Source organism: Bacillus coahuilensis m4-4 (assembly GCF_000171615.1).
In the GTDB taxonomy this organism is placed as follows: Bacteria; Bacillota; Bacilli; order Bacillales; family Bacillaceae_K; genus Bacillus_T; species Bacillus_T coahuilensis.
The window spans coordinates 1-25,389 of record NZ_ABFU01000051.3 but is presented as its reverse complement, the minus strand read 5'-3'; the positions used below and the strand labels follow the sequence as shown (position 1 = coordinate 25,389).

The following is a 25,389-nucleotide window of genomic DNA, read 5'->3' as shown; positions in this document are numbered from 1 at the left end:
CTTCTTTTTCACAAATCAATCATAGAATGGTAAATGGTAGCTTCCTTTCATTCTATTCGGAGTCCCCATAACCTGTGCACTTAGTCCTCTTCCTGACCTGTTATGCTATTCGTATCTTCCCATTCTAATCTTTTAATACTCGTTGTTTGACAATAATCTAGTAGGGATACCGCTGCTTTAATCTGTTGGTTTTTTAATGGTGACCGATAGTTTCTCATCTGTTGAAACCACTCTTCATAATTACGCTTATCCACCAATTGAACATGGTAGGGACTCATCGGAAAATCAATGTAGCCAGTTCGAGAAAGAAGAAGTTTCTTTACAGGAATGGCACTTTCATTCGCTTTTAAAATCGTTGATACTATGCTTTCAGTTCGGTTTAACCCTACAAGAGGACTTAAAAATCTTTTGTCTTCCCCTTCAGATTTTTGAATCCAGAATCGTTCATTTGCATCAGCAATATAAGCAGCGTTCTCCCGCCCTTCTAAAATAGATAAACAAATGACCTCTGATGGAGTAATCAATAATGTTTCTAATTCAATTGGGGTCTTTTTTTAATAAAAAGATTGGTTTGTAAAGGACAAAAAATGTGTCTGGAAACCTTTGAAGAAAATATTTTAAGTTAGGGTCTGTATAATACCCTGGATTTATGAATGATTTTTCTAATAAACTAGAGCTAGCCCATTTCAGCTGTGTATTATACAGTTGATCCAAAAACATTCTTTTCAAATCCTCTAGTGAAGAAGGTGTTATGGTAAATGAAGGTTGAAAGTTAAAGGTCTCCGTCTTAGGTACGATGGATTGGAAATCAAATAAAACTTCTTCTTTTCTTTGTCTCTTAAACACATTCTTGAACTTTTCTTTTATGCCTTCGTTTTCAACTACTTCTTCCTTGTCTTCAACTTCCACTAATGTGCCATTCTCGTATTCGTGCATCAGTCGTTCCCATTGCTGCTTTTTTAGGCGAACAAACTGAGTTGGGTACTTATACATATTGGTCGCATAACGAGACATATAATCCTCTAGTTTAATTAATTGTGCCATAATTTACATACTTTCCTTTCAACTCTCCCCTAAACAAAAGGGTGTAGTTTTATACTTCTTACTTTATTATATTTCGGCTTCTGTTCGAGTTTTGTTTCGTATAAAGCGATCTCATCCAGAACAAATTTTGTAGGTGAGACCTGTTGTAGTCGATCATGAAACAGCTCATGCTGATATACCCCTTTTCCTATCCACTTACGCCCTAAAGTGATATGTGGAGTAAAAGGTCGTTTATCCAAGTGATCATAATATGTAGTACAAACTCTATAAATACTTTCTCTTATCGTCTCTACTTCTATGGATTCTTCAATTCCTATCCAAATGACTCTTGGACGTGCTGAATCTCCAAACGTATCTACTCTGTTCATTTTTACTTCAATTGGGTCATTTCCCTTTACCTGCGCTTCTATTTGATTCAAACATCCTTCTAGTGTAGAGCGAGTTGAACTTCCAATAAACACAAGAGTCAAGTGAAGATCTTCGGGGTGAACCCATGATTTCAACTGTTTTTCCTGTTGTCCATGCATAATCATTGGGGTAATGGCTTCTTTTATGCTATCTGGTAAAGTAAAAGCAATAAAATAATGGGGGTCCATCCTAACACCTTCTCTACATTGTTCTACCTCCATTGTAGCAAATGAACGAAAATTAAGAGGAGGAGGAGTGGTTCATTTGCTTTCAACATCACTTAGCTTTAAGATTATTTTACAGAGCTTATAGAAAGAAAGGAAGCGATTGTATGAAGGTTGTACCAAACCTTGCCGATTTAATCGGAGACACTCCTTTAGTGAAATTAAATCGATTAGCACACGCGGACGGTGCAGATGTTTATTTAAAGTTAGAATTTTATAACCCAAGTAAAAGTGTAAAAGACCGTGCGGCGTATAATATGATCATTGAAGCTGAAAAGGCTGGTTATTTAAAAGAAGGGTCCACTATCATTGAACCTACAAGTGGAAATACGGGAATTGGAATTGCTATGAACGCTGCCGCTAGAGGATATAAAGCGATCCTTGTGATGCCAGACTCTAGCACACAGGAACGTATTAACCTATTAAAGGCGTATGGTGCAGAAGTCGTGTTAACGCCAAGTGAGAAAAAAATGCCAGGTGCCATTGAAAAGGCTAAAGAACTGCTTAACACGATTCCAAACAGCTTTATGCCCATGCAATTTGACAATCAAGCGAATCCTGATGCACATCGTCACTCTACTGCCCTTGAAATCATTGATGGTGTCAACCAGATAGGAAAACCCCTTAAAGGGTTTATCGCTACTGCTGGGACTGGCGGAACCATTACGGGTACTGGTGAAGTATTAAAAGAAAAATACAGTGATTTAGAAATTCATGTAGTAGAGCCCTTTGGATCCCCTGTGTTATCTGGAGGAAAGCCTGGAAAACATAAACTTGTGGGCACGAGCCCTGGCTTTATCCCCTCTATCTTAAATCAAGATGTATACAACGAAATTCATAAAATTAAAGATGAAGATGCCTACGATATTACAAGAAGACTAGCTAGCGAAGAAGGCATCCTAGTTGGCCCCTCATCCGGAGCTGCTGCCTACACCGCTATTGAAGTAGCCAAGAAATTCACTCCAAATGATGTGGTCATCTGCATCGCTTGTGACACAGGAGAACGCTATCTATCTAGTGACCTCTTCAAGTTTTAGTGAGGGACAGGGACTTTGTCTTATTTTAGAGAGATTCTAGCGAGAAGAATCTCGAGCAGGCAACAAAGAAACTAAGAAGAGCAGTCTGGCTCTTCTTTTTTTAAGGCTCTGTCAAACTTTAATGTTGATAAATGTATAATAGACTGGGAAACCCTATCTACAAAGGTTTCCCAAAATCCTTGTCCAATACTGTTTTATTGAATACCCTCTATTTTTTCCAAAAATACTAGTATTTTCGATACGGATTGAATCAACTTCTCCGCATTTTAAAATATGTAAATTTTATTTCCACCACTCATAGACATTTTGCTCGGTTTGATGGGCATGAAATCTGTACCTTCTGCGAATTCAGTACCACCACATTTAAGACATTTTTTATTCTCCATATCCACACATACCTCCTTCTCTTATCCTTTTTATTTGCATTGCTTATCCTTTTTTTATTACGTTTTATCTCCCGATAAGTTTCAAACAATAGGATTATTAAGGGGTGGGGGGACAGGGACTTTGTCCGTTTTAGTCCTTCAACTAAGTAAAGGTAGAAATGTACTAAACAAACGTCAAATAGAAGGTAACCCCCCTTCAATACTATCCATAATAAAGAAGGTTGATGCCTTAAGCACCAACCTTAAAAAGACAAAGTCCCTGTCCCTCTTATTTCCCTCTTATTTCGCTAACTCATAAATTGCTTGTGCATAAATTGCCGTTGCCTTTAGTAAGTCATCCACAAACATATATTCATCTTTCTTATGGGCAATATCTTCTCTACCTGGGAATAGTGGACCGAATGCTACACCAGATTGTAATGAACGTGCATATGTTCCTCCACCAATAGAAAGAAGTTCTGCTTTTTCTCCTGTGTGCTCTTCGTAGACCTTAGCCAATGTTTTTACTAACATATCTTCTTGATTGACGTGATGTGGCTTCATGTGTGTCTTCACAACAATTTCTCCACCAATATGATTCATGATTTCGTGGAATGGTTTCATTCCTTCTTCAAAGTTAAACGTAACAGGGTAACGCAGGTTAACACCCACTACGCTTTCTTTGCCTGACTCGAATTTCATTTTCCCGATATTCATCGTAAGTGGGCCTGTAATATCGTCTTCAAAGGCAATTCCAAAGCTTTCCCCACGTGATTTTAAGTGAAGATGCTCTGAAAGGAATGAAACAAATCGTTTCCCTCTGCGTCAAGAGGAAGCGTAGTTAAAAATTGAGCTAAATACAAGCCTGCATTTCGACCATTCCTTGGTTCCATCCCGTGAGATGAAATTCCTTTCAAGCGGAATACTAATCGTCCACTATCCATTAAGTATGACCCTTCTAGCTCATTCTCTTTTAAAAATTCGTCAAATGATTGACAAAGGTAAGTAGGGTCTGAGTCTAGATCAATCGTCGCTTCTGCAGCATCTGGAACCATATTATATCGTAGGCCTGATTGGAACGTAACAAGTTTAAGCTCTGCTTGGCCCCCTTGTACGGAACCCTCTTTGAAACGAATATCAAAATCCGTAAGCCCCTTCTCAGCATAGATAATAGGGAAATCTGCATCAGGAGCAAAGCCTAAGGTTGGCATTTCTTCATGCTTGAAATAGGTATCAACACAGCGCCATTCGCTTTCTTCGTCTGTTCCAATAATCATGCGGACTCTCTTCGATAATGGAAGACCAGATTCTTTTACAATTTTCATGGCATAGTAAGCAGCCATGGTTGGCCCTTTATCGTCTAGTACTCCCCTTGCAATCAGCTTTCCATCTCTTATTTCCCCTGCGTATGGATCTACACTCCAACCATCACCTTCAGGCACTACGTCCACATGACATAAGATACCAAGGAGGTCTTCCCCTTCACCAAACTCAATGTGACCAGCCACATTTTCCACGTTCTTTGTAGTAAAAGAATCCTTTTCACCTAGCTCTAACATGAAATCTAACGCTGCTCTAACCCCTTCTCCGAATGGAGCTTCCTTTGTTCCATTTTCTTCATCTAAGACACTTCGAATATGTAAAAGTTTTTTTGTATGTTCTAAAAATGATTGCTTCCGTTTTTCTACTTCTTCCGTCCAATTAATCGACATAGCGTCATCCTCCTCTTTTCTCGTCACGTCTATTGTAAACGGATGGAATCCTGAAAGAAACTATTTCGTTACAGGATTGAAAAATAATTGTCGTTCATATTCTAAGTTGTCCAACCATACAAATACAGTAGATATAAAAAACATTCAATACTGTGTAAAAATTTTGTAAATCTATAGGATATAGTGGAAATTTTATAAGTACAAGGGTAAAATGTAATTGTCTGAAATATCAGTTGAATAGTAAAGGAGTTGTCTGCTCGGAAAATATGCTTACATATCCCGATGGACAGTAGTCCATTAGTAGATCCGTAGTCTTTGCCTAAAGAATAAGATGAGGAGTGGTTTTTTGAAACCTTCTACTGACCGAATGCTAACCCGTATTAAATCTGTCTACATGTTTATTAAAAATAATGGAACTGTGTCCACACAGGACCTCGTAGACGAATTTGGTATAACTCCAAGAACTGTTCAACGTGATTTGAACGTATTAGCATACAACGACTTGGTGGAGAGTCCAAGTCGCGGGAAATGGACCACAACGGAGAAGAAAGTACGATTATCTTCTTAAATAGAAAAAATAGTAAAAAAGGCTTTCCCTAGAGAAAGCCTTTTATCTGTTCTTTAGCTGGTCAATTTCTTCTTGTGATAACTCACGGTATTCCCCTAGTTCTAAGTTTTCATCTAAAAGAATCGGACCCATTTTTATTCGTTGTAAATACACAACCTTCTTTCCAACCGATTCAAACATTCTTTTCACTTGATGAAATTTCCCTTCGGTAATCGTTAATTCTATCTCTGACATTTCACCCGACGATAGAATCACTAAATCACCAGGTTTTGTATGATAACCATCATCTAGCGTAACCCCTTCTGAAAAGGCCGCTACATCTTCCTCTGTTACCACACCTTTAACTTCAGCATAGTACGTTTTAGGAACATGTTTTTTCGGTGAAAGCAATTGATGGGACAATTGGCCATCATTCGTGATGATAAGAAGCCCTTCGGTATCTTTATCCAACCTTCCGACTGGAAACGGATTGAACACCCGATGATCTGGTTCCAATAAATCAATCACTGTTTCATCTCGAAGGTCTTCCGTAGCAGAAATAACTCCTTGTGGTTTATTCATGAGCAGGTAAATAAATTCTCGATATACAACCTTCTCCCCGTGAACAAACACTTCATCTTGACTTGGATTCACATGTTGTTTCCCATCTTTACAACCTGTTCCATTTACGACAACATTTCCACTTTTCAAAAGAGATTTCACTTCTTTTCTACTTCCATACCCCATATTTGCTAGTAATTTATCGATTCTCATAATCATTTCCTTTCGTGTTCGTAGGTACTTGCCTACACAATTGATCGTGTCCCAACATACATAAGTAAAGAAACTATAGAAAGAGGGTGCCCCTATGTATCGTCAACAACCATTAACTGATTTTATCCTACAGCAGCTGCCTGGACAAAACTATGGGCAAGGTTACGGCCAAGGCTACGGAGGCGGATATGGTCCAGGTGGTTATGGTGGAGGTTATGATAACCGCATCGACCAACTAGAGCGACAAGTGGAAAGACTTCAACGACAAATTAATCGATTAGACCGCCGTGTAGACCGACTTGAACGTCAGATTGGTTATTAACATTTTAGTTGAGTATAAGGAAGAAAGTAGGGGTGTTAGACCCCTACTTTTCTTAATCTTCTTCTAAGCTTATCAACACGGCTGCCAAATAATTCATCAGCAAGGCGTGTTTTCAAGCTCATATAGAAATAGACCGAAGCTCCCACCACTCCGCAAATAAGAACGAGTACGATAGCCTCTCTCTCACTAGATGGTTGCAGGAAAATGGATAATAAGAAATAGAACACCCATACAATGATTGCCATCACTGCGTTTAAAGCGACAATTCGTACCATCTTTGGAAGAACACGACTATACGAATAATCCGCGTAAATATGAATCACAAATAGATTAATCACAATGGCTGCCAAATATCCAATCGCTGTTGCATATACGGCTCCTTGTGTTTCAAACATATGAATAAGCGGTATGTTTAATACAAGCTTTAACAATACTCCAAATAATAAGCTTAAAATCGTAAATTTTTGTTCATTGATTCCTTGTAGAATAGCAGCTGTCACAGCAAACAGAGCAAATAATATTGCGACAGGCGCATAGACTAGTAACACATCCGTCCCTAGCTCATTATACTCATAAAACATGGTATAGGAAGGCTCAGCCAATATTGAAATACCTAGGGCAGCTGGGATGGTTAAAAATAACAACACTTGAAAGGTTTGATCCAACTGCTTATATAGTATTTGACGATCTTCTTTAATAAACGACTCAGTAATGAGCGGAATGAGTGTCATAGAAAAGGCTGTGGCTAAAGAAACTGGAATGATGACTAACTTATGGCTACTAAAGTTTAATACACCGAAGGCATCATTTTTAATCGCTCCTAATCCAATTTCAATCATCGCTTTATTAAACGAAATTTGATCTACTAATTGAAACAATGGATTGGCGAGGGCAACTAAACTAAAGGGAATAGAGTATAGAATAATTTCTTTATAAATAGTAGGTAAGGAAATGTTCATATTTCCAGGATGTTGTTCTAGTAACTCATCAAATCTCGGCTTTCTTTTCTTCCAGTACACACCTAGCACAATTAACGAGGCAATCCCTCCAACAAAAGCCGCGAATGTCGCAACTGAAATGGCTGTTTTGTATGAGCCATCTAGTAAATAAATAACGACATACACTCCACCAAGAAGGAAAATGATCCGCACAATTTGTTCAATCACTTGGGACACAGCAGATGGACCCATTGATTGATGCCCTTGGAAAAATCCTCGTATTAAACTCATAAACGGGATAATCAGCAAAGCAAAACTTACGGCTCGAATAACAGTTGTCACATCCCCAACTGATATATCACCTTCGACTTTTTCTTGAGATCTTAGCGTCACTTCAGCTAACCAAGGGGCGTTAACATACATCATAAGAAAGGCTACTACCCCTGTCATGCTCATGATGACTAGCCCAGATTTAAATAATTTCCTACCTACCGCATATTCGCCTAATGCATTATACTTCGCAATATATTTAGAAACAGCTAACGGGACTCCCGCTGTTGCAATGGTCAAAAATATGGTGTAAGGAATATACCCATACGTATAAAGGGCAGCATTATCTTCCCCACCAATTAAGTCATAAAACGGGATAACATAGAATAATCCTAAAAATTTCGATATATAGACACCTAAAGAGAGAATGAGCGTTCCTCTAAATAATTTTGATGACATACACAATTCCTTTCCAAAAACCTCGTTTCAATCTATCAGTAGTTTACTACTACTTTCAAGTATTGACAATTTCTTTTTCTTTATTTGCCACCTATTCAAAACTACCGTAAAATAAAGGGGATTTAAATAGAAGTTGGTGAAAACATGTATGATGTCATAATAATCGGTGGAGGACCATCCGGACTCATGGCAGCCATTGCTGCTGGTGAGCACGGTGCCCGTACTCTACTAGTGGATAAAGGAAATAAATTGGGCAGAAAGCTCGCGATTTCAGGTGGGGGACGATGTAACGTCACGAATCGTTTGCCTGTTGAAGAAATCATCAAGCATATCCCTGGGAACGGACGATTTTTGTATAGTGCCTTTTCATTATTTAATAACGAGGATATTATCGCATTTTTTGAAAATCTAGGTATAGAGTTAAAAGAAGAGGATCACGGAAGAATGTTCCCTGTATCCAATAAAGCGCAATCTGTTGTGGATGCTCTTTTACGCAGAATGGATGAACTGCATATAGATATCAGAACCAACACACCTGTAGAACGTGTGATATACGATAACCATCAGGTGGCAGGAATCCTTCTCCAATCTGGCGAACGAATTGATAGCCCGTCTGTTGTCATTTCTGTTGGTGGAAAATCTGTTCCACACACTGGCTCAACAGGAGACGGCTATCCGTGGGCAACGGAAGCTGGACATACGATTACAGACCTATTTCCAACCGAAGTACCTTTAACATCAAAAGAACCGTTTATCAAAGAAAAAACGCTCCAAGGATTATCCTTGCGTTCTGTTGGTTTAAGCGTCGTAAATAAAAAAGGCAAGAAGATTGTGACCCATGTGATGGATATGATTTTCACCCATCTTGGTGTGTCCGGCCCAGCTGTCTTGCGCTGCTCTCAGTATGTTGTAAAGGAAATGAAAAAAACAAAAGAAAACCGCGTTATGTTAAGCATTGACCACTTTCCGAATGAAAAGGAACATGTAGTAGTCAGTAAGATTCAAACTGCACTACAAGAGGATGCAAAAAAAGCTATTAAAAATAGCTTGAAAGGGCTTGTCCCTGAACGTTACCTATTATTCCTACTAGATAAGGTTGGGTTAGACCCAAATATGCAAGGTGGACAGGTTTCAAATGAAGCCATTCGAAATTTAGCTCACCTGCTTAAAGAATTCACATTTGACGTTCATGGAACTCTTCCCCTTGATAAAGCCTTCGTCACAGGTGGCGGTGTATCCGTGAAAGAAATTGAGCCCAAAACCATGGCATCCAAAATCATGCCTGGACTCTTCTTCTCAGGTGAAGTGTTAGATATTCACGGATATACAGGTGGATATAACATCACTTCTGCCCTAGTAACGGGAAGACTTGCTGGAATGAACGCCGCTCTACAAGCAAAAATACTAAAAAATAAGGAACAGGGGCGTTTATACGCTCTGTTCCTTTCTTGTATTACTCTCTGTATATAATCATAGCGGAGAAGCAATAAATCTGTTCTACCCCTGTTGCACATGTGGATACCTGATACTTAATATCCACAATATCCCTAGCCTCAATATCTTTTAAAAACTCATTGACTTCTTTTTCTAGGTCTCTTTCATGCTCACAGTCTAGCACCCTCACTTGCAGCATGAACTCCACTCCCCTTGCTCTGTTTCTACTAGTCTATCCAAGGAACTAATAGATTATACATGAAAATGCAATTCAACCTACTAACTAGAGTACGACAAGCGCAGAAGCAATCTAGTGATGGACCATTGGTATTTCAATCCTCGCACTCTTGTAGAGTACTACGATAATGCCAAAGGGGCCGAAATCAGATAGAGAATTTCAATCCACGCACTCATGTAGAGTGCGACCCAATAAACGTTACCACTACTTCTTCTTGCACCATTATTTCAATCCAAGCACTCATGTAGAGTGCGACACAAGTCTTTTCTTTGGGAAGTCATGCAACATATTATTTCAATCCACGCACTCATGTAGAGTGCGACCAAAAGAAAGAGGATGAAGTTAAATTGGAAAAAATTTCAATCCACGCACTCATGTAGAGTGCGACTTGGGGAGCAGGTTCCTAAAATGTACGCCATCGTTATTTCAATCCACGCACTCATGTAGAGTGCGACTCTAGTAGATGATGAACAATTGGCCGTCATTCAACAATTTCAATCCACGCACTCATGTAGAGTGCGACGTTAATTGAAGGTGTCAACGTTTTCTATTTAACTATTTCAATCCACGCACTCATGTAGAGTGCGACGTTAATGTCATCATCGGTCTGCGCGGGCTTTTAAATATTTCAATCCACGCACTCATGTAGAGTGCGACGAAACAGAACTTCCGTTACAGATTCTATTCATGTATTTCAATCCACGCACTCATGTAGAGTGCGACTAAACATTTTTATCTTGTTTACTATTTAACCGTATATTTCAATCCACGCACTCATGTAGAGTGCGACTACAGGGTTACGATCCATTCTTAATGCCATAGTTGATTTCAATCCACGCACTCATGTAGAGTGCGACTCAAGTTAGCTGTAGCAAAGGAAGCGAAGGATGCATTTCAATCCACGCACTCATGTAGAGTGCGACGCCTTGTATTACCTCTGCAATGAGGATGATAGGGGGATTTCAATCCACGCACTCATGTAGAGTGCGACTAAAATTCCCTGTAATCGTACAGGATGAAGTTTATTTCAATCCACGCACTCATGTAGAGTGCGACTTCTTTACTTCTTAGTGATACTCTCAATGGATGATTTCAATCCACGCACTCATGTAGAGTGCGACTTGATTGATTTAATGATTCAAAAGTACGGAAGGATTTCAATCCACGCACTCATGTAGAGTGCGACATAACTGGCTACGGAATCGGGGAGTGCAACAAATTATTTCAATCCACGCACTCATGTAGAGTGCGACGTGCTTGGAATTGACGAGGTTTATCTTCATGAGATTTCAATCCACGCACTCATGTAGAGTGCGACCACAGGCAACCTTTCCCAACCTAACGGCTTAGTAATTTCAATCCACGCACTCATGTAGAGTGCGACTTCTTTCCGTTAAATAGTTTTTCCACAAAGTCAATATTTCAATCCACGCACTCATGTAGAGTGCGACTCCTTTTGCAGTTAGCGTTTGTTGTAGTTGAGCTATTTCAATCCACGCACTCATGTAGAGTGCGACTTTGAGCCAATTGATATGGCATTAAAGCAGTTAGAATTTCAATCCACGCACTCATGTAGAGTGCGACAAACAGTTTAGTTGCACATGTCAACCGTGAAAAGAATTTCAATCCACGCACTCATGTAGAGTGCGACGGAATTGAGACACACCAAACGGATTATACGTTTGATATTTCAATCCACGCACTCATGTAGAGTGCGACCGAGAGCGCATCCACATCAAGATTATATTATGGTTCCATTTCAATCCACGCACTCATGTAGAGTGCGACTCAATTTTCATTAAAATTTCTGTTCTGCCTATTTATTTCAATCCACGCACTCATGTAGAGTGCGACAGAGATAAAGATAATACTATAACTAGAATAAAAATTTCAATCCACGCACTCATGTAGAGTGCGACACAATGACAATCAGTTCGGAAATGAGTACAGAAATTTCAATCCACGCACTCATGTAGAGTGCGACTTACCTAACCATTTACAACCTTACAATATATTTATTTCAATCCACGCACTCATGTAGAGTGCGACGGGTGGGAGCTTTTTAGTTGGGAGGTGAGAACATATTTCAATCCACGCACTCATGTAGAGTGCGACGGGAGTCAAGGCGTCGGATACGGGGGAATACGGATTTCAATCCACGCACTCATGTAGAGTGCGACACCGTTCGGTCCGATGATGGCGGTCATTCCTGGTATTTCAATCCACGCACTCATGTAGAGTGCGACATTCGATGGCCGAAAGGCGAATTTGATCGAAATATTTCAATCCACGCACTCATGTAGAGTGCGACAGATGAATTTTTAGAGTTATTACTAGAATTCAAGATTTCAATCCACGCACTCATGTAGAGTGCGACGATATTGCACTACGTGGTGTAAGTCAAGCTAATCGAATTTCAATCCACGCACTCATGTAGAGTGCGACGGCAAAAAATAGAAAGGGAGTGTGCGTATGTTGATTTCAATCCACGCACTCATGTAGAGTGCGACGGTAGATAAGAGTTGCTATACCAAAACAATTAAAATTTCAATCCACGCACTCATGTAGAGTGCGACAATCCTTCCCACTCAAAAAGCTGATAAGCAAGGATTTCAATCCACGCACTCATGTAGAGTGCGACCTAGTTGCTGTTTCTGTATCTGGTCTAGTTACTGATTTCAATCCACGCACTCATGTAGAGTGCGACATTTGTGCTTGTGCTTGAACCATCTGTTTTCGATATTTCAATCCACGCACTCATGTAGAGTGCGACTTTTTGTTCTTGTTTTATTCAATATAGATAGAAGATTTCAATCCACGCACTCATGTAGAGTGCGACTTGACGGTACTGACCCATCAAGTTTAAACGGATATTTCAATCCACGCACTCATGTAGAGTGCGACGTATCTTGCTAATGAATATGATCCATCTAGTAAATTTCAATCCACGCACTCATGTAGAGTGCGACTCCTATCCACATTGAGTTGTGCGTCTCCCATTTGATTTCAATCCACGCACTCATGTAGAGTGCGACACAGGAGTTGCAGGTACCTTATTTGAGCAACGAAATTTCAATCCACGCACTCATGTAGAGTGCGACGAAGCTCTCGCTCTCCTGGAGATTTTGCTTGAGCATTTCAATCCACGCACTCATGTAGAGTGCGACTTAATTAATCAGTTGCTTGTTGCAACAGGCGGAATTTCAATCCACGCACTCATGTAGAGTGCGACAAAAAGCATTGGATTTAGGTGGAGAAGGATTCTTATTTCAATCCACGCACTCATGTAGAGTGCGACAACATTTTCTGCATTTGCAAGGGGAATGTATTGTATTTCAATCCACGCACTCATGTAGAGTGCGACGGGAGCTAGTGCGTTCAAATGCAGATATATGGACAATTTCAATCCACGCACTCATGTAGAGTGCGACAGAGTGTACAATGCCCCTATTCCAACTGGTTCTGATTTCAATCCACGCACTCATGTAGAGTGCGACTGCGATTTTTAATAAAAAAAATGTAGAAATACCGTAATTTCTTTATAAAAATCTTGTAACATTAGCGATTTTAACAGGAAAGTTACTATTTTCTTGTTTTTCATTACAAAAACCTCTAAATATTTGGTGCGAATCCACTGGTAATTTCATGTGAGCTTACTATTCGCACTAGAAAATTATCGGACCTTCTAGATCTAATGATTCTTTAATTCCCAAATGTTCCACTCGATGTTTATAATTGTTGCCTAATTGATAGAATCGTAAGCTATCTTTGTTTTCATCGATAATTTCACTTAATTCAAGCTTTAATGAGGTATATTGAGTAGAGTCCACAATACACTCAAATACAGAGTTCTGTACCCTTTGCCCGTAATTTTGACAAGTCTTAGACACTTTACGTAACCTTCTTCTCCCTTCACTAGTTAGTGTGCTTACATCATAGGTAATTAAAACGAGCATTTCTTGCACCTACTTCCATAAAAATGGTGGATACTCATCTAAATCACCTCGTAAATATCTAGCTAGCAGTAAAGCTTGTGAATAAGGTACTAACCCCCACTGAATTTTCTCCCCAAGATAAGGATGAGTAATTTTCTCCATTTTCTTATTTTGCCATGCATTTAAAAATTTCTTTCTTGAATCCTCTGTCATAATGACCGAACCATTTTCCTTTTGTACAAAATCATCTTTATTTACAACCTTTTTATTAATCAATGATAGAACAAATCTGTCTGCATATATTCCTCTTAACTCTTCCATTACATCTAAAGCCAGAGAAACTCTACCAGGTCGATCACGGTGCATGAAACCTACATAAGAATCTAGGCCAACCGATTCTAAAGCAGAAGCTACATCATTAGCTAAAAGTGTATAGGCAAAAGATAGCATTGCATTTACATTATCTAATGGAGGTCTACGAGAACGAGAGTGAAAATAGAAATTCTCTTTTTGTTGCAAGATCATTTGATTAAATACCCTATTATAGTTAAAGGCAGCTTGTCCTTCTAATCCTCTTAATCTTTCTAAATCATTACATTTTCTGATCTCTTGAATTAATATTGACAACTGTTTGGAAATCTCTTTGAATTTTTCTAAGTCAATTCTTAAAGGATAATCTCTTGTCATTCTTTCAATAATCCATTTAGAATTATAAACTTTTCCAATAATAAAATTTCTCGCTATTTTTGCAGATGTTTCTTCATCATCTGATAAACGATATTGTTTTTTCCTTAAAATCACGTTTCCACTGCTTTTTCCAACCACTCTAGCTTTATACTTTCCGCTTACAGTTAAAAAAACTAAATGCTATACTTCGATCTGCACAATACCCCATGAGAGAGGGGCTGGCTCCTGTGTAACCAAATGTAATAATTGACTCCAGATTATGTAATGGTACACGCCCCAATCTGTCATCTCCTTTTAGTAGCACAACATTATCGCCATCCAATGAAAGGTACACATCACTTTGAGTGATAAATAAAGTATTTAATAGCTTTTTCATTCAGCTAACTTCCCCTCAATATAGCTTTTAACAGACTTTTTTATTCATCAAACTAGGCAAACAAATATTTTGAAGGGAGCAACTCTTACAGTGAGTACCGGCTTTTACTTTCGGTGTATAACCACGTTGAAAATAATCAAACATTTCAGTCACAATAGACTTTACTTTTAACTTATGTTCTGACGAAATTGGAATTTCTACTCGGTGCTTAATCTCATTGTAAAAAAGGAAACCACTATCAATTTCTATTAGAAGCATTTCTTCTAAACAAAGGGCTTGAGCTGTTAGTTGAAGAATATCAGTGGTGTCTTTTTTTGGTCTACCTCTTTTGTACTCAACTGGGTAAGCTTTATATTTTCCTTCCTCTCCATTTAGTTCAATCCCTTCATCATTACGTATAAATTCCACCACATCACAAACACCTGTTATTTTTAATTGGTTTGATTTTACGGGCATAGCGCGTACGACAAGTTTGTCACCGCGCTTTTCCCTAATTAATGGTTGGTCAACTTTTTTATGTAAATGCTGACCCTCTATAGTTTTTACATTCTCTTCCCATTGTTGTTCTATATGAATAAGGGCCCATTGTCTCTTACAAAATGAGAAGTGTTGGATTCCAGATAACATTAAATAGTTTTCATCTTCATTAGATTCCATCAATGACTTCCACTTGTAACCCATCGAGTTCATTTACGATAATCATATAATCATCAATAGATTTTGGCTCTTCAACTTCACTCTTAATTTCTAATAATCGGTGGACTTTTGCTGATGAATATTTTCCTAATATTGAACTATGATCCCACCAACAAACTTTTATTACTTCCATGCTTCCCTCAGGGCGTGCAGAAGAGGCATCATTTTCAAAAAGTGTTACAAGTGCGTTCTTTAATTTTAAAGCGTCCTCATTGGTGAAGCCTGTTTTTTCTGCTAGTTGAGTGTTAATACTTCCGTAAAATACATATACTCCAAAATCAACACGATGCTTCATGCCCATTGTATCAGAACCTTTGTCTTTACCAGGTTCTGAATTTACACTTTTTGTTAATTTGCATAGTAGTAATAGTAATAGGATTGACACTTGTTGCAGTATGAATGGATACAGGTCCTCTAACGCCTACTGAAACACCTTTACCAGTTCCACCTTTGAAAGCAAACACTTGTCCAAAGCTTCTTACATCAAACCAAGATTTACAAGCTTCAGCAGCAAATAATTCACTAGCGTTTTCTTTTGATTTTAATGCTAAAGCTAATTCAGAATTAGCATCTGCTCTTTCTCTTAAACTATTGAAATCATCAGACTTCTTATCATGAGACTGAACAAATATAGATTCCCCCATGTCAAGTAGACGATTACGAATTTTTCGTTTGATAGCTACATCAGAGATTTCTCCAAATCCATCATAATTTTGTCTTGGTCTATTCCCATTCAAAGGGTCTCCATTAGGATTTGCTTTTGTTACCGAAACTACGACTGCAAAGTCAACCTTGTGGTCCAAAGTGTTCATGCATTATTCCCCTCTCCATTAACATTTACTTTTTTTTTGATATAAATCTTGCCGTTGACTATAAAAGCCTAACAAGTACTTTCCTGATAGTGGTTTGTTAGTAAAGTCCTCTAGCTTTATGCTTGCACCCACTTCGTCTAGTAATTTGTTATAATACCAAACTTTTCTCCTAAGCGAGCTTGATATGGCTGTAAAGCATCTTGTATCGTTTTCCACGTTCTTGCAGGGTGCTGAGAAAAGGAGTTCATATATCTTCTAGCATTAGTCGCCCTTTGATCACCAGAATCTAAAGCATTTCTTTCTAAAACATCTGCAATAGCAAGAAGTCGACCAAACAAATAGTCACGATCCATACTCTCTTTATCCAACGCCACAGAGATTCCCCCTTCATGTTTACTAACTAATGAACAAGTGATACTAAGTGTTTTTTCCCATTGCCATTTTTCCATAGAAACTGGATTCGATGCACGATAAATGGCACTTCTAACAATATCAACTGGAATTTTCTTTTCATCCATGATACAAGGTATCATTCGTTCCATGAGCCCTTTTACTACTTTTTCACTAACATGGGGACCATAAGCTGCAAATGCAATATCCTTCGTAGCGGGAGTACCATAAAATTTTACAAACTCTCCGTTGTGATCTTTTCTATAATGGAATTCCCACATAGCAGTTGTATGCCAATTCTTGATTCTATTAAAATACATTTCTTGATTTATACTTCGGTAATATAAAACTGCCAATCTTCCTGTTGTAGCTGAATCTAAAATTAAGATCTGAATGTTTGCCTTGGTAGAAAGATTATTCTTATATCCATCTATCGCTTTTGCAAATTCATTAGCAAATTCTTCTTGAGTATAGAATGTACTTTCGTCTTCATTAGAACTTTTTTCACTTGATGAAAAAATAGAATAACTATCATCCACTACATCAGGAATAGGCATTGCATCATTACTCCATACAAGAAAAACACGCTGATCTATTATTTTCCCCTGTTTATTAATAAGCCATTTTAATGCATTATGAGCTTTTTGTGAGACCTCATAGCTAATAGCAGCAGATTCATCAGCTTTGTTAAATCTCCCTCTAAACGTAAATCCAGATGTATCATTTGCTGAAATTAATTTTGCCTTATCCCCAGCATTTCTAATTTTTGTTTGCATGTTTACTTGTACTTGGCATTTCTTTGCCAGTAACATAGCAATAATCACTCTTTCCAGACATATTGTCGTAGAATTGAATGAAAGACTCATACACTATAGGATCTTTCCATATTGGGGAAAGAACTTTATTAGTCGACCGTACCGTAAACCTAATAAAAGTGCTATCTAGATCACCGGTAACCCTTGAAAAAATAGGTGGTTTCTCTATTAAATGCCGTTCAGCTTCCTTATCCCATTGGTTTATCAGATTTCCTTTGGAATCGGTATGTAGTATCCCTACATTAATTAGGTCTTCAATTAACTTCCTTTTACTAAGATAGATATAAATACTTTTAATTTTTGAAACGGAAAACGGTGAGTTTGCCCATTCTTTTAGTTGATTAATGTAATATGAATAAGGTTCTTCTTTTTTTATTTTTCCTCCATACTTTACAAAATCACCCGCTACATAAATAAGTTTATCGTGAAGTGGATAAGGAGCTATTTTGGAACCTGCCCTACTAGCAGAATCTTCTGTACAAGGAATAACTGTGTTTGCATCACTTTTATCTGTTAAATTTGCTGAGTGAAAATTTCCTTCTTCCGTAATATAAACTTCTAAATGAGCTGTCTGTGTTGTATGAGAGATTGGAAGTAATGTATATTCATGACCATTGTATTTTGGTGATGTTTTTCCTACTTGATCAAGGTTTAACTCATATGTTTTATATAAATTCAGTAACCAGCTCATTCATCTTTCACCTCCAATTTTTCATATAGCTTGTCTACATATTCAAAGTTTGATTGATTGAAAATCTTAGTTTGATAATTAAATAATTTACGAACTTGAGTACAATCATTTGGACTTATAAACTTAATGATGCCATCAGTCATTATTGGATTCCAAAGACGGACCTCCATTTGGTTTCTGCCTGTCTCATCAGGATAATTAATACCATGTACCATCGTTCCGAAATGAACTTCTTGAGAATTGTCATAGAATCCTTTACCCGAGCCAAATTCACAAGGCTCAACATATCCTTGACATTCACGCGTACCTAAAAAGATATCTCTTCGTCCACCAGATTTAACAGATCGTTTGAGAATATTATGATGCTTGTGTTCATTGTGATCACTTGCTAAATCTGGTCGATAAGGGTTAAACATAAAGTGTGCTTTTACTTGGTAGCGTACATCCTTTAAGTATGTATAATTAGCTAAAGTATTGCCACCTCCATATTCGATAGGGCGTATACCCTTTGATTCCATCTTGATAGGATTCAATACTCGAAGTTCATCCACCACCATCAACAAACTCGGTTTCCAATAGATAGATTCTACAATTCCTTTTAGGGCCTGGTATGTCGGAACGTGATAGGTCATTTTTTCTCCACCCAATTTGGTTAAAGGATCTGTAAATAAAGCGTAAGAACCAAATAGTTCAAACTCTACTGAGTTCGCATACTCTCACCTCCTTCTAATAAGTCTTTATAACTATATAGTAACCTCCATATGTAATAATTTCAATTTTTTACCACAGTCCCGCTGCTAGATTAAATTATTAATAGAAGAATTTATTAATAGAAAAAACCTATCTTTCACTAAGATAGGTTTTTTAGTATATAGCTGATACATAGCCACTTTCATTTTCGGGATCTAGTCCAAATTCCTTATTGTAAGCACCTTCTGTAAGCGCAAAAATTTTACCATCTAATAATGGGACTAGTCCCTTATTTTCAATCAATTTCCTCTTATCATGTTCAAAAAGGTTTAAACTGTACTGTTGTGCTATTTTCATAATCTTTCCTAAATCATCAATTGAATTACTACTATTCAGCTGGGCAATTATATCAATACCTTGTCCATAAGGTACCACCACAGATGTAGTTACCTGATCAATTACTTTGAAATATTCAGATGCAGAACCATAGCTGTTCAAAATAAACAACTGAACATCTGGTATGTTAAACTTATGAATAAACGCTTTTCGGTAACTATTATCTCGTCTCTCTCCCATTAGTAGATTCGTCATTTCTTTTTTGAATTTCGGAATATAATAATTTAAATCTGCTGAAAAATGTAAATAATATTCTTGAAAATAGCGAGCCATGGCTTTAGTTGATAAAACATGTCCCCCGTAACTAGTAGTATCTGTGTTCAAGTCTACGAATATTTTCCTTGAAATCTGTTTACCAACAGATATTTCTTTTAGCCTATCTAGATTTTCCTCACAATAATCTACTACGTAGACCCGTCCTACCTCTAGCTCTCCATGTCTATTACACCTTCCAGCTGCTTGAGCAATTGAATCCAATCCTGCTAACGAACGTATGACACATTCAAAACTAATATCTACTCCTGCTTCTATTAGCTGAGTACTAATACATATAAGTTGTTTTCCCTCTTTTAATTGAGCTCTTACTATCTCTAAAATTGTCTTTCTATGTGCAGCACACATTGAAGTGCTCAAGTGATAAATTGGAACATTTAAATGTGTTTCTTTCAGTCTTTCATATAATCTTTTAACGGCTTTCTTTGTGTTTAAAATAATTAATATATTTTTCGATTTTATTAACTGCTCACCAATAAACTTAGATAACTTATCCTCTGTAAAGGACTCTGAGGTCGCTATATCTATAATCTCTGTTCTTTTAAACTTTTCAACTACATCATCAATCTGTTCAATAATTTCAGCATCATTATTGATCGACAGCTTATGTTCTACAAAATCTAAGGCAGGCTGAGTCGCTGTACAAAGAATCATACTAGATTGTCCATAATCTTTTAAAAAATTTAGAGCATTGTTAAATAATGAAACACAATGAGTAGGAACCTTTTGTACCTCGTCAAAAATGATAACAGACTCACATAGATTGTGGAGCCTTCGTATATTCCGACTGCCCTTTGCATAAAAAACATCTAAAAATTGAACCATGGTTGTGAATATAATTGGAGAATCCCAGTTATCCTTAGCATATTTTAATTTTTGACTCCTACTCATTAGTCCATCTTGGTCTTCATCGTTATCATCTAAATCATCCACTACATTTGAATGATGTTCCAAGATGTTTTCATTATCTTGTAAGATCTTCCTTATCTCTTCTGCATTCTGTTCTATAATCGTTGTATACGGAACAACATAAATAATCCTCTTTTTATCATATAATTTTGCATGTTTTAGTGCATATCTCAAACTTGCAAAGGTCTTTCCACCTCCTGTAGGGATGGATAAAGTATAAATGCCTGAGGATTTTTCCGCGAATGCATCGCATTGTTCTGAAAGTTCATTTCTTAGTGTATTGATAGGGCTGATTTTGTGTGAGTTACTATTAAAGGCTTGTATCTTCTTCATTAAGCTATTGTAATATGTAGAAAAAAGCAACGAATTTTCTTGCTGTATATATTGTTTATTTTCTTCAAATAATCTAGTATTTGTTCGATCAGCATCTATAAGAATACTAAATATCATTTTAGTAAGGAACATGAATTTAAATTCACTTGTTTTCGATGAATCCTTTTGTAGAAATAATTTCAATTCATTAGAAGATTTCTCTACATAAGCCAAAAACTCTTCTTCACTTATCACTTGATTAAAAAATATCCTTTTAGTCAATTCAAACTGAGGCAATTCTTTATCCCTTACTCTTTTTAAATAATCTGATTCCAGCTCAGAGTTAAAAAAATCTTTAAGATAGGAATGATGAGAGATGATTACATTCCCAACTATCTCTGCTAGTATTCCTGTATATTGTCGAATGTTGGTTACATGTAATAAATCATAAAGTAATTTTCCGCCGGCAGTCGAATGATCAACACTACCCCGTTTTGGTGGATTTTCTGGATTCTCAACAGCTTCAATGATATAGTTTTGAAATTCTCCGGAATACTTTCCTACGTCGTGAAGCATTCCTGCAAGCCCTGCAATGTGTTTAACTCCAAGCTTTTCTCCCATATTTTCAGCCAGCTCTTTAACTTCTACTAAATGATTTCTAACTGTTTGTATTTCCCCATCACTTTCTCTAATATGTGCAATATATATCATATAAGCACCACTTTCCATTTTATTAATTAAGTGTATTCATTACTAAATGGACTACTTCTTACTAAGCTTATATTTAGTATTCGCAATTTGTTATAAATTTCCTTTTAGTTCTTGCAAATTTTTTCATGTTGGAAACTGGAAGGCAGAGGTAACAGATATTCTTATACATATTTTAGATCTTACAAGAATTATAACTTCTACAAGAAAATAGGCTATAGGTTCCATATATAATAATCATAAAATAAAAAACCCCCTTCCGATCTCACAATCAAAAGGGGGTTTTCACATTATGCCTTTGGAGTTGTATCTCCTGTCCATTCAAGCATTCCGCCTGACATGTTGACTACTTTGAAGCCCTGGTCGGCCATGAAGTAGCATACATTGCCACTACGGTTACCAGATCGGCAAATGAATATGTATTCTTTGTCTTTATCAAATTGATCAAGTGAAGCAGGAATGTCTCCCATTGGAATATGCTTCGCTTCTTTAATCATGCCTTCTGCTACTTCTTCGTTTTCACGAACGTCAACAAGGTATAGTTCTTCTCCACTTTGGAGCTTTTTTTGAAGCTCTTCAGGTGTAATCGTTTTTACATCACTCATGGTTATCCACCCTTTCTTTTTCATGATCGTATTATATCAAAATAAATGGTGAAACCCAAAGGAGTTTGCAGTCAGAGTATTTGACACGGTCTGACGAATTCTGTAATATGACGCTCGTACACTAAACATGCTGGAGGACATTATGTCAGATAAAAATAAAGGAATTCTTTTACTCCTAGTATCCGCTTTTGGTTTTGCTATGATGGCGGCTTTTGTGAAGCTTTCGGGAGATCTTCCTACCGTTCAAAAAACTTTATTCCGAAATTCTGTATCAGCCATTATCTCACTTGGCTTTGTCCTATACTATAAGGAAAAGCTATTTGGAAAGCGAGAAAATCAGAAGCTCTTAATCCTTCGCTCTGCCCTTGGTACATTAGGAATCTTATTCTATTTTTATGCAATTGATCATCTCGTGTTATCCGATGCTGATATGTTAAATAAACTAAGTCCCTTTTTACTTATCATCTTTTCTAGCATCTTTCTAAAAGAAAAAGCGAAGCCGTATCAGATTATTGCCGTGGTGATTGCTTTCATTGGTACACTCTTTATCATTAAGCCACAATTTTCTGTTGAGACGTTTCCTTATATGATGGGTGTACTTTCAGCCGTATTTGCAGCAGGGGCCTATACAGTTTTACGTGCACTAGGTTCAAAGGAAAAATTTTATACCATCGTGTTTTATTTTTCATTCTTCTCCACCGCAGTACTCTTACCCTTTGTTTTGTTAAGCTATGAACCAATGACTGTTAAACAAACCGTCTATTTATTATCAGCTGGAGTGTTTGCAACATTAGGTCAGTTTGGTATTACCATTGCCTATAAATTTGCTCCTGCGAGGGATATATCGATTTTCTTTTTATTCAACGGTTGTCTACTCGGCCATTATCAGTATCGTGTTATTTGGGCAGATACCAGATGGTATTAGCCTATTAGGCTACGTGATCATCTTTCTTGCTTCATTTTATATGTTTAAACGAAATCAATCTGATGATCGAAAAGCTCAGGATGTCCGGTAAGGGCATCCTATTTAGTTTATGTACTCTCCTTCACATTAGAACTCTTTATCAAAGATTTAATATGGACTAGGTCAAACGACTTATTTTCTACTCATTTTGTAACAGGATCTTAATTCTAGGAAAACTTGTCTTTCGATATACTGATAGTGCAAGACATTCACTATATCATCATAACAAAGGAGCAATACAATGAAAAAACGGCCGCCTTTTCTGTTTTAGCAACAGCCTCTTTGTTCAGTCCAATCGCGTCAGATCTTGCAGAAGCGAATGAAAGCACGTATGAAGTCCAAAAAGGGGACACTCTTTGGAAAATTGCCCGTCTTCACAATACATCAGTAACAAAGTTAAAGGAAATTAACAATCTAACGAGTGATCTTATCTTTCCTAAACAAGTGATTGAATTGAGCGAAGTAAAAAAGCACCTAAAAGAAGCGCCTGTCTCCATTAAAACGTACACGGTGATTTTTGGCGATACGTTAAGTGAAATTGGTGCAAGATTTGGGATACCGTATACAAAGCTCATGGAATGGAATAGCATCACTTCTCACCTCATTCACCCAGGCCAAGTGTTAATTTTAGAAGAACCAAATGGAGAAAAAAAGACAGCCAACGAAACGTCAACAGCTACCACACAAACTACATTGAATAAGGATACGTACACGGTTCAATGGGGGGACACTCTTTCTAGCATAGCCAAACAACACGATACGACCATTACAGACCTTATGAAACTGAACAGTTTGTATAACCATATCATCCTCGCAGGACAAACGTTAAAAATCCGAGGGGAATTGCCAACAGAAGCAGTAAAAGAAGAACCAAAGAAGGAAGAAAAAAAGAAAACATCCTCTAATCAAGTGTTAGACTTAGCCTTTTCATTGGTTGGTACTCCCTATTCTTGGGGCGGTGCATCACCTTCAGGATTTGATTGCAGTGGATTTATTTATTACGTGTTCACAAAGTCAGGCTACAATCTATCAAGAGGGAGTAGCTTAAATTACTATAATCTTTCTTACGGAGTATCAGAACCTGTTCCTGGAGACTTAGTATTTTTTGCTAACACGTATAAAGCTGGAATTTCACATATGGGGATTTATATTGGAAATAACGAGTTTGTTCATGCAGGAAGCTCTGGGATTGAAATTACCAGTTTAACGAATTCCTATTGGAATGCTCGATTTGTAAGCTACAATCGTTTTCATTAAAGTAATTGCACTTATACGTTTACATTATTTTATCAAACGACTATGAATCTAATGAATAAAAGGAATCATATTTCTTTTTTATATAGACTGTGACCTAAATAGTGAAGGAGCAGATCCTATAGGGATTTGCTCCTCTTACATCTACGCCCAATATTTATACAGCGCCTGTGTACCACTGTTCTCTTCCCCGTCTTCTGCAAGCTTTTCATACATCTGCTTCGCAAGCTCTAAACCGGGAGTCAGCATGCCCATCGCTTTTACTTCTTCTAGAGCAATCGTCATATCTTTTATAAAATGCTTAATATAAAACCCTGGTTCAAAGTCTCCGTCAATCATTTTGGGAGCTAGATGGGACAATGACCAACTTCCTGCTGAACCCGACGAGATACTTTGTAAAACGATACGTGGATCAAGTCCTGCTTTTTCAGCATAAATGACCGCTTCACAAACTCCAATCATATTGGTCGCAATGGCCATTTGATTACACATTTTCGTATGCTGTCCTGCTCCTGCTTCCCCTTGATAAACGATATTCGTTCCGAACAACTCAAAAATCGGTTGAACCGCTTCGTACGCTTTCTTATCTCCTCCGACCATAATGGAAAGTCGTCCTTCTTTTGCCCCAATTTCTCCACCTGAAACAGGCGCATCTAGAGCATGGATCCCTTTTTCACTTGCCTCTTTATACAACCGTTTCGCTAAGTTTGGCGTAGAGGTTGTCATATCAATAACATATGTACCTTTTTTTCCATTCGTAATAATACCGTTATCACCTAAATACACGTCCTCGACATCTTTAGGATAGCCTACGATGGTGAAGATGACATTTGCTTCATTCGCCACATCCTTGGGCGATTCCATCCATCTTGCCCCCATCTCCAAAAGGTTCAGAGCTTTTTCCTTATTTCTCGTATGCACAACCACTTCATACCCCGCCTGTAAAATATGACGAGACATATGATTTCCCATTACTCCGGTACCAATAAAACCGACTACTGTGTTTTCCGTCGAAACCATTAACATCACTCTCCTTATCCGTTATTTTAGATGAAAATAATTCAATAAAAAAGCTTGGGATGGTAACCCCAAGCTTTTTTATTG

General features: G+C 37.6%; 15 protein-coding genes, 7 pseudogenes and 1 CRISPR repeat array. Of the genes and pseudogenes, 6 read left to right on the top strand and 16 right to left on the bottom strand.

Going from position 1 to position 25,389, the window contains the following annotated elements; all coding sequences use genetic code 11:
* Positions 1–80: 80 nt before the first annotated feature.
* Genes M44_RS25415 through thpR form a run of 3 tightly spaced genes read right to left on the bottom strand, consistent with a single transcriptional unit; the run spans position 81 to position 1,640 of the window.
* On the bottom strand, positions 81–524 hold the full coding sequence (locus M44_RS25415; protein ID WP_050770985.1) for a hypothetical protein: 444 nt from the start codon (positions 522–524) through the stop codon (positions 81–83).
* 13 nt (positions 525–537) lie between these two features.
* Positions 538–1,044: a hypothetical protein gene (locus M44_RS25410; protein WP_050770984.1), complete on the bottom strand. Its 507-nt coding sequence runs from the start codon at positions 1,042–1,044 to the stop codon at positions 538–540.
* Positions 1,045–1,073: 29 nt separating this feature from the next.
* Positions 1,074–1,640, bottom strand: a complete 567-nt coding sequence (gene thpR / locus M44_RS12790) for an RNA 2',3'-cyclic phosphodiesterase (protein ID WP_010174209.1) — start codon at positions 1,638–1,640, stop codon at positions 1,074–1,076.
* A gap of 143 nt (positions 1,641–1,783) precedes the next feature.
* On the opposite strand from thpR, the gene cysK reads away from it, so the two are divergent.
* Positions 1,784–2,713 carry a cysteine synthase A gene (gene cysK, locus M44_RS12785; RefSeq protein ID WP_010174207.1) on the top strand — a complete coding sequence of 310 codons (930 nt, stop codon included), beginning with the start codon at positions 1,784–1,786 and terminating at the stop codon, positions 2,711–2,713.
* Positions 2,714–3,378: 665 nt separating this feature from the next.
* Here cysK and pepV read toward each other — a convergent pair.
* A pseudogene (pepV, locus tag M44_RS23035) lies at positions 3,379–4,790 on the bottom strand (dipeptidase PepV).
* Between the two features lie 346 nt (positions 4,791–5,136).
* Between pepV and M44_RS12770 the strand changes: the two are divergent.
* The gene (locus tag M44_RS12770) at positions 5,137–5,358 is read left to right on the top strand and encodes a DeoR family transcriptional regulator (protein ID WP_010174203.1); all 222 of its coding nucleotides are present in this window, start codon (positions 5,137–5,139) and stop codon (positions 5,356–5,358) included.
* Positions 5,359–5,400: 42 nt separating this feature from the next.
* On the opposite strand, the gene M44_RS12765 is transcribed toward M44_RS12770, so the two are convergent.
* Entirely contained in the window at positions 5,401–6,111 is a 711-nt protein-coding gene (locus M44_RS12765; RefSeq protein ID WP_010174202.1) for a pseudouridine synthase, read from the bottom strand.
* A 94-nt stretch (positions 6,112–6,205) separates the two neighbouring features.
* Here M44_RS12765 and M44_RS12760 point away from each other — a divergent pair, with 94 nt between their 5' ends.
* A complete protein-coding gene (locus tag M44_RS12760; protein WP_010174201.1) occupies positions 6,206–6,433 on the top strand; it encodes a hypothetical protein in 228 nt (75 codons plus the stop codon).
* A 35-nt stretch (positions 6,434–6,468) separates the two neighbouring features.
* On the opposite strand, the gene M44_RS12755 is transcribed toward M44_RS12760, so the two are convergent.
* Positions 6,469–8,100 (bottom strand): putative polysaccharide biosynthesis protein, encoded by a 1,632-nt coding sequence (locus tag M44_RS12755; RefSeq protein WP_010174200.1) that lies wholly within the window; start codon positions 8,098–8,100, stop codon positions 6,469–6,471.
* 144 nt (positions 8,101–8,244) lie between these two features.
* On the opposite strand from M44_RS12755, the gene M44_RS12750 reads away from it, so the two are divergent.
* A complete protein-coding gene (locus tag M44_RS12750; RefSeq protein WP_010174199.1) occupies positions 8,245–9,570 on the top strand; it encodes a BaiN/RdsA family NAD(P)/FAD-dependent oxidoreductase in 1,326 nt (441 codons plus the stop codon).
* Here M44_RS12750 and M44_RS12745 read toward each other — a convergent pair.
* The 9 genes and pseudogenes from M44_RS12745 to M44_RS12705 all read right to left on the bottom strand — a co-directional run bounded on the left by M44_RS12745 (position 9,554) and on the right by M44_RS12705 (position 22,067).
* On the bottom strand, positions 9,554–9,733 hold the full coding sequence (locus tag M44_RS12745) for a sporulation protein Cse60 (protein WP_010174198.1): 180 nt from the start codon (positions 9,731–9,733) through the stop codon (positions 9,554–9,556). The two genes, M44_RS12750 and M44_RS12745, sit on opposite strands and share 17 nt — an antisense overlap.
* A gap of 130 nt (positions 9,734–9,863) precedes the next feature.
* Positions 9,864–13,269: direct repeats of the CRISPR family, unit length 32 nt; unit sequence ATTTCAATCCACGCACTCATGTAGAGTGCGAC.
* Between the two features lie 168 nt (positions 13,270–13,437).
* Entirely contained in the window at positions 13,438–13,728 is a 291-nt protein-coding gene (gene cas2, locus M44_RS12740; RefSeq protein ID WP_010174196.1) for a CRISPR-associated endonuclease Cas2, read from the bottom strand.
* A gap of 9 nt (positions 13,729–13,737) precedes the next feature.
* A pseudogene (gene cas1c / locus M44_RS23030) lies at positions 13,738–14,770 on the bottom strand (type I-C CRISPR-associated endonuclease Cas1c).
* Positions 14,767–15,427 (bottom strand): annotated as a pseudogene (gene cas4 / locus M44_RS23025) (CRISPR-associated protein Cas4). Before cas4 ends, cas1c begins: the two co-directional pseudogenes overlap by 4 nt.
* Positions 15,417–16,278, bottom strand: a pseudogene (gene cas7c / locus M44_RS23020) (type I-C CRISPR-associated protein Cas7/Csd2). The pseudogenes cas4 and cas7c overlap by 11 nt, the downstream one beginning before the upstream one ends.
* A gap of 18 nt (positions 16,279–16,296) precedes the next feature.
* Positions 16,297–18,174, bottom strand: a pseudogene (gene cas8c, locus M44_RS23015) (type I-C CRISPR-associated protein Cas8c/Csd1).
* A pseudogene (gene cas5c, locus M44_RS23010) lies at positions 18,171–18,881 on the bottom strand (type I-C CRISPR-associated protein Cas5c); the annotation flags it as partial. The pseudogenes cas8c and cas5c, both read right to left, overlap by 4 nt.
* A gap of 157 nt (positions 18,882–19,038) precedes the next feature.
* Positions 19,039–21,465 (bottom strand): CRISPR-associated helicase/endonuclease Cas3, encoded by a 2,427-nt coding sequence (locus M44_RS12710; protein WP_010174191.1) that lies wholly within the window; start codon positions 21,463–21,465, stop codon positions 19,039–19,041.
* A 287-nt stretch (positions 21,466–21,752) separates the two neighbouring features.
* Positions 21,753–22,067: a rhodanese-like domain-containing protein gene (locus tag M44_RS12705; protein WP_010174189.1), complete on the bottom strand. Its 315-nt coding sequence runs from the start codon at positions 22,065–22,067 to the stop codon at positions 21,753–21,755.
* A 142-nt stretch (positions 22,068–22,209) separates the two neighbouring features.
* Between M44_RS12705 and M44_RS23005 the strand changes: the two are divergent.
* Positions 22,210–23,083 (top strand): annotated as a pseudogene (locus M44_RS23005) (DMT family transporter).
* A 125-nt stretch (positions 23,084–23,208) separates the two neighbouring features.
* Positions 23,209–24,288: a C40 family peptidase gene (locus tag M44_RS23000; protein ID WP_010174184.1), complete on the top strand. Its 1,080-nt coding sequence runs from the start codon at positions 23,209–23,211 to the stop codon at positions 24,286–24,288.
* Positions 24,289–24,429: 141 nt separating this feature from the next.
* On the opposite strand, the gene M44_RS12690 is transcribed toward M44_RS23000, so the two are convergent.
* On the bottom strand, positions 24,430–25,305 hold the full coding sequence (locus tag M44_RS12690; protein ID WP_010174182.1) for an NAD(P)-dependent oxidoreductase: 876 nt from the start codon (positions 25,303–25,305) through the stop codon (positions 24,430–24,432).
* Positions 25,306–25,389: the final 84 nt, after the last annotated feature.

Excerpts from the sequence above, each read along its gene's own strand:
- M44_RS25410 (WP_050770984.1), bottom strand. The coding sequence starts at position 1,044 with ATGGCACAATTAATTAAACTAGAGGATTATATGTCTCGTTATGCGACC.
- thpR (WP_010174209.1), bottom strand. The coding sequence starts at position 1,640 with ATGGACCCCCATTATTTTATTGCTTTTACTTTACCAGATAGCATAAAA.
- cysK (WP_010174207.1), top strand. The coding sequence starts at position 1,784 with ATGAAGGTTGTACCAAACCTTGCCGATTTAATCGGAGACACTCCTTTA.
- M44_RS12765 (WP_010174202.1), bottom strand. The coding sequence starts at position 6,111 with ATGAGAATCGATAAATTACTAGCAAATATGGGGTATGGAAGTAGAAAA.
- M44_RS12760 (WP_010174201.1), top strand. The coding sequence starts at position 6,206 with ATGTATCGTCAACAACCATTAACTGATTTTATCCTACAGCAGCTGCCT.
- M44_RS12755 (WP_010174200.1), bottom strand. The coding sequence starts at position 8,100 with ATGTCATCAAAATTATTTAGAGGAACGCTCATTCTCTCTTTAGGTGTC.
- M44_RS12750 (WP_010174199.1), top strand. The coding sequence starts at position 8,245 with ATGTATGATGTCATAATAATCGGTGGAGGACCATCCGGACTCATGGCA.
- M44_RS12745 (WP_010174198.1), bottom strand. The coding sequence starts at position 9,733 with ATGCTGCAAGTGAGGGTGCTAGACTGTGAGCATGAAAGAGACCTAGAA.
- cas2 (WP_010174196.1), bottom strand. The coding sequence starts at position 13,728 with ATGCTCGTTTTAATTACCTATGATGTAAGCACACTAACTAGTGAAGGG.
- M44_RS12710 (WP_010174191.1), bottom strand. The coding sequence starts at position 21,465 with ATGATATATATTGCACATATTAGAGAAAGTGATGGGGAAATACAAACA.
- M44_RS12705 (WP_010174189.1), bottom strand. The coding sequence starts at position 22,067 with ATGAGTGATGTAAAAACGATTACACCTGAAGAGCTTCAAAAAAAGCTC.
- M44_RS12690 (WP_010174182.1), bottom strand. The coding sequence starts at position 25,305 with ATGGTTTCGACGGAAAACACAGTAGTCGGTTTTATTGGTACCGGAGTA.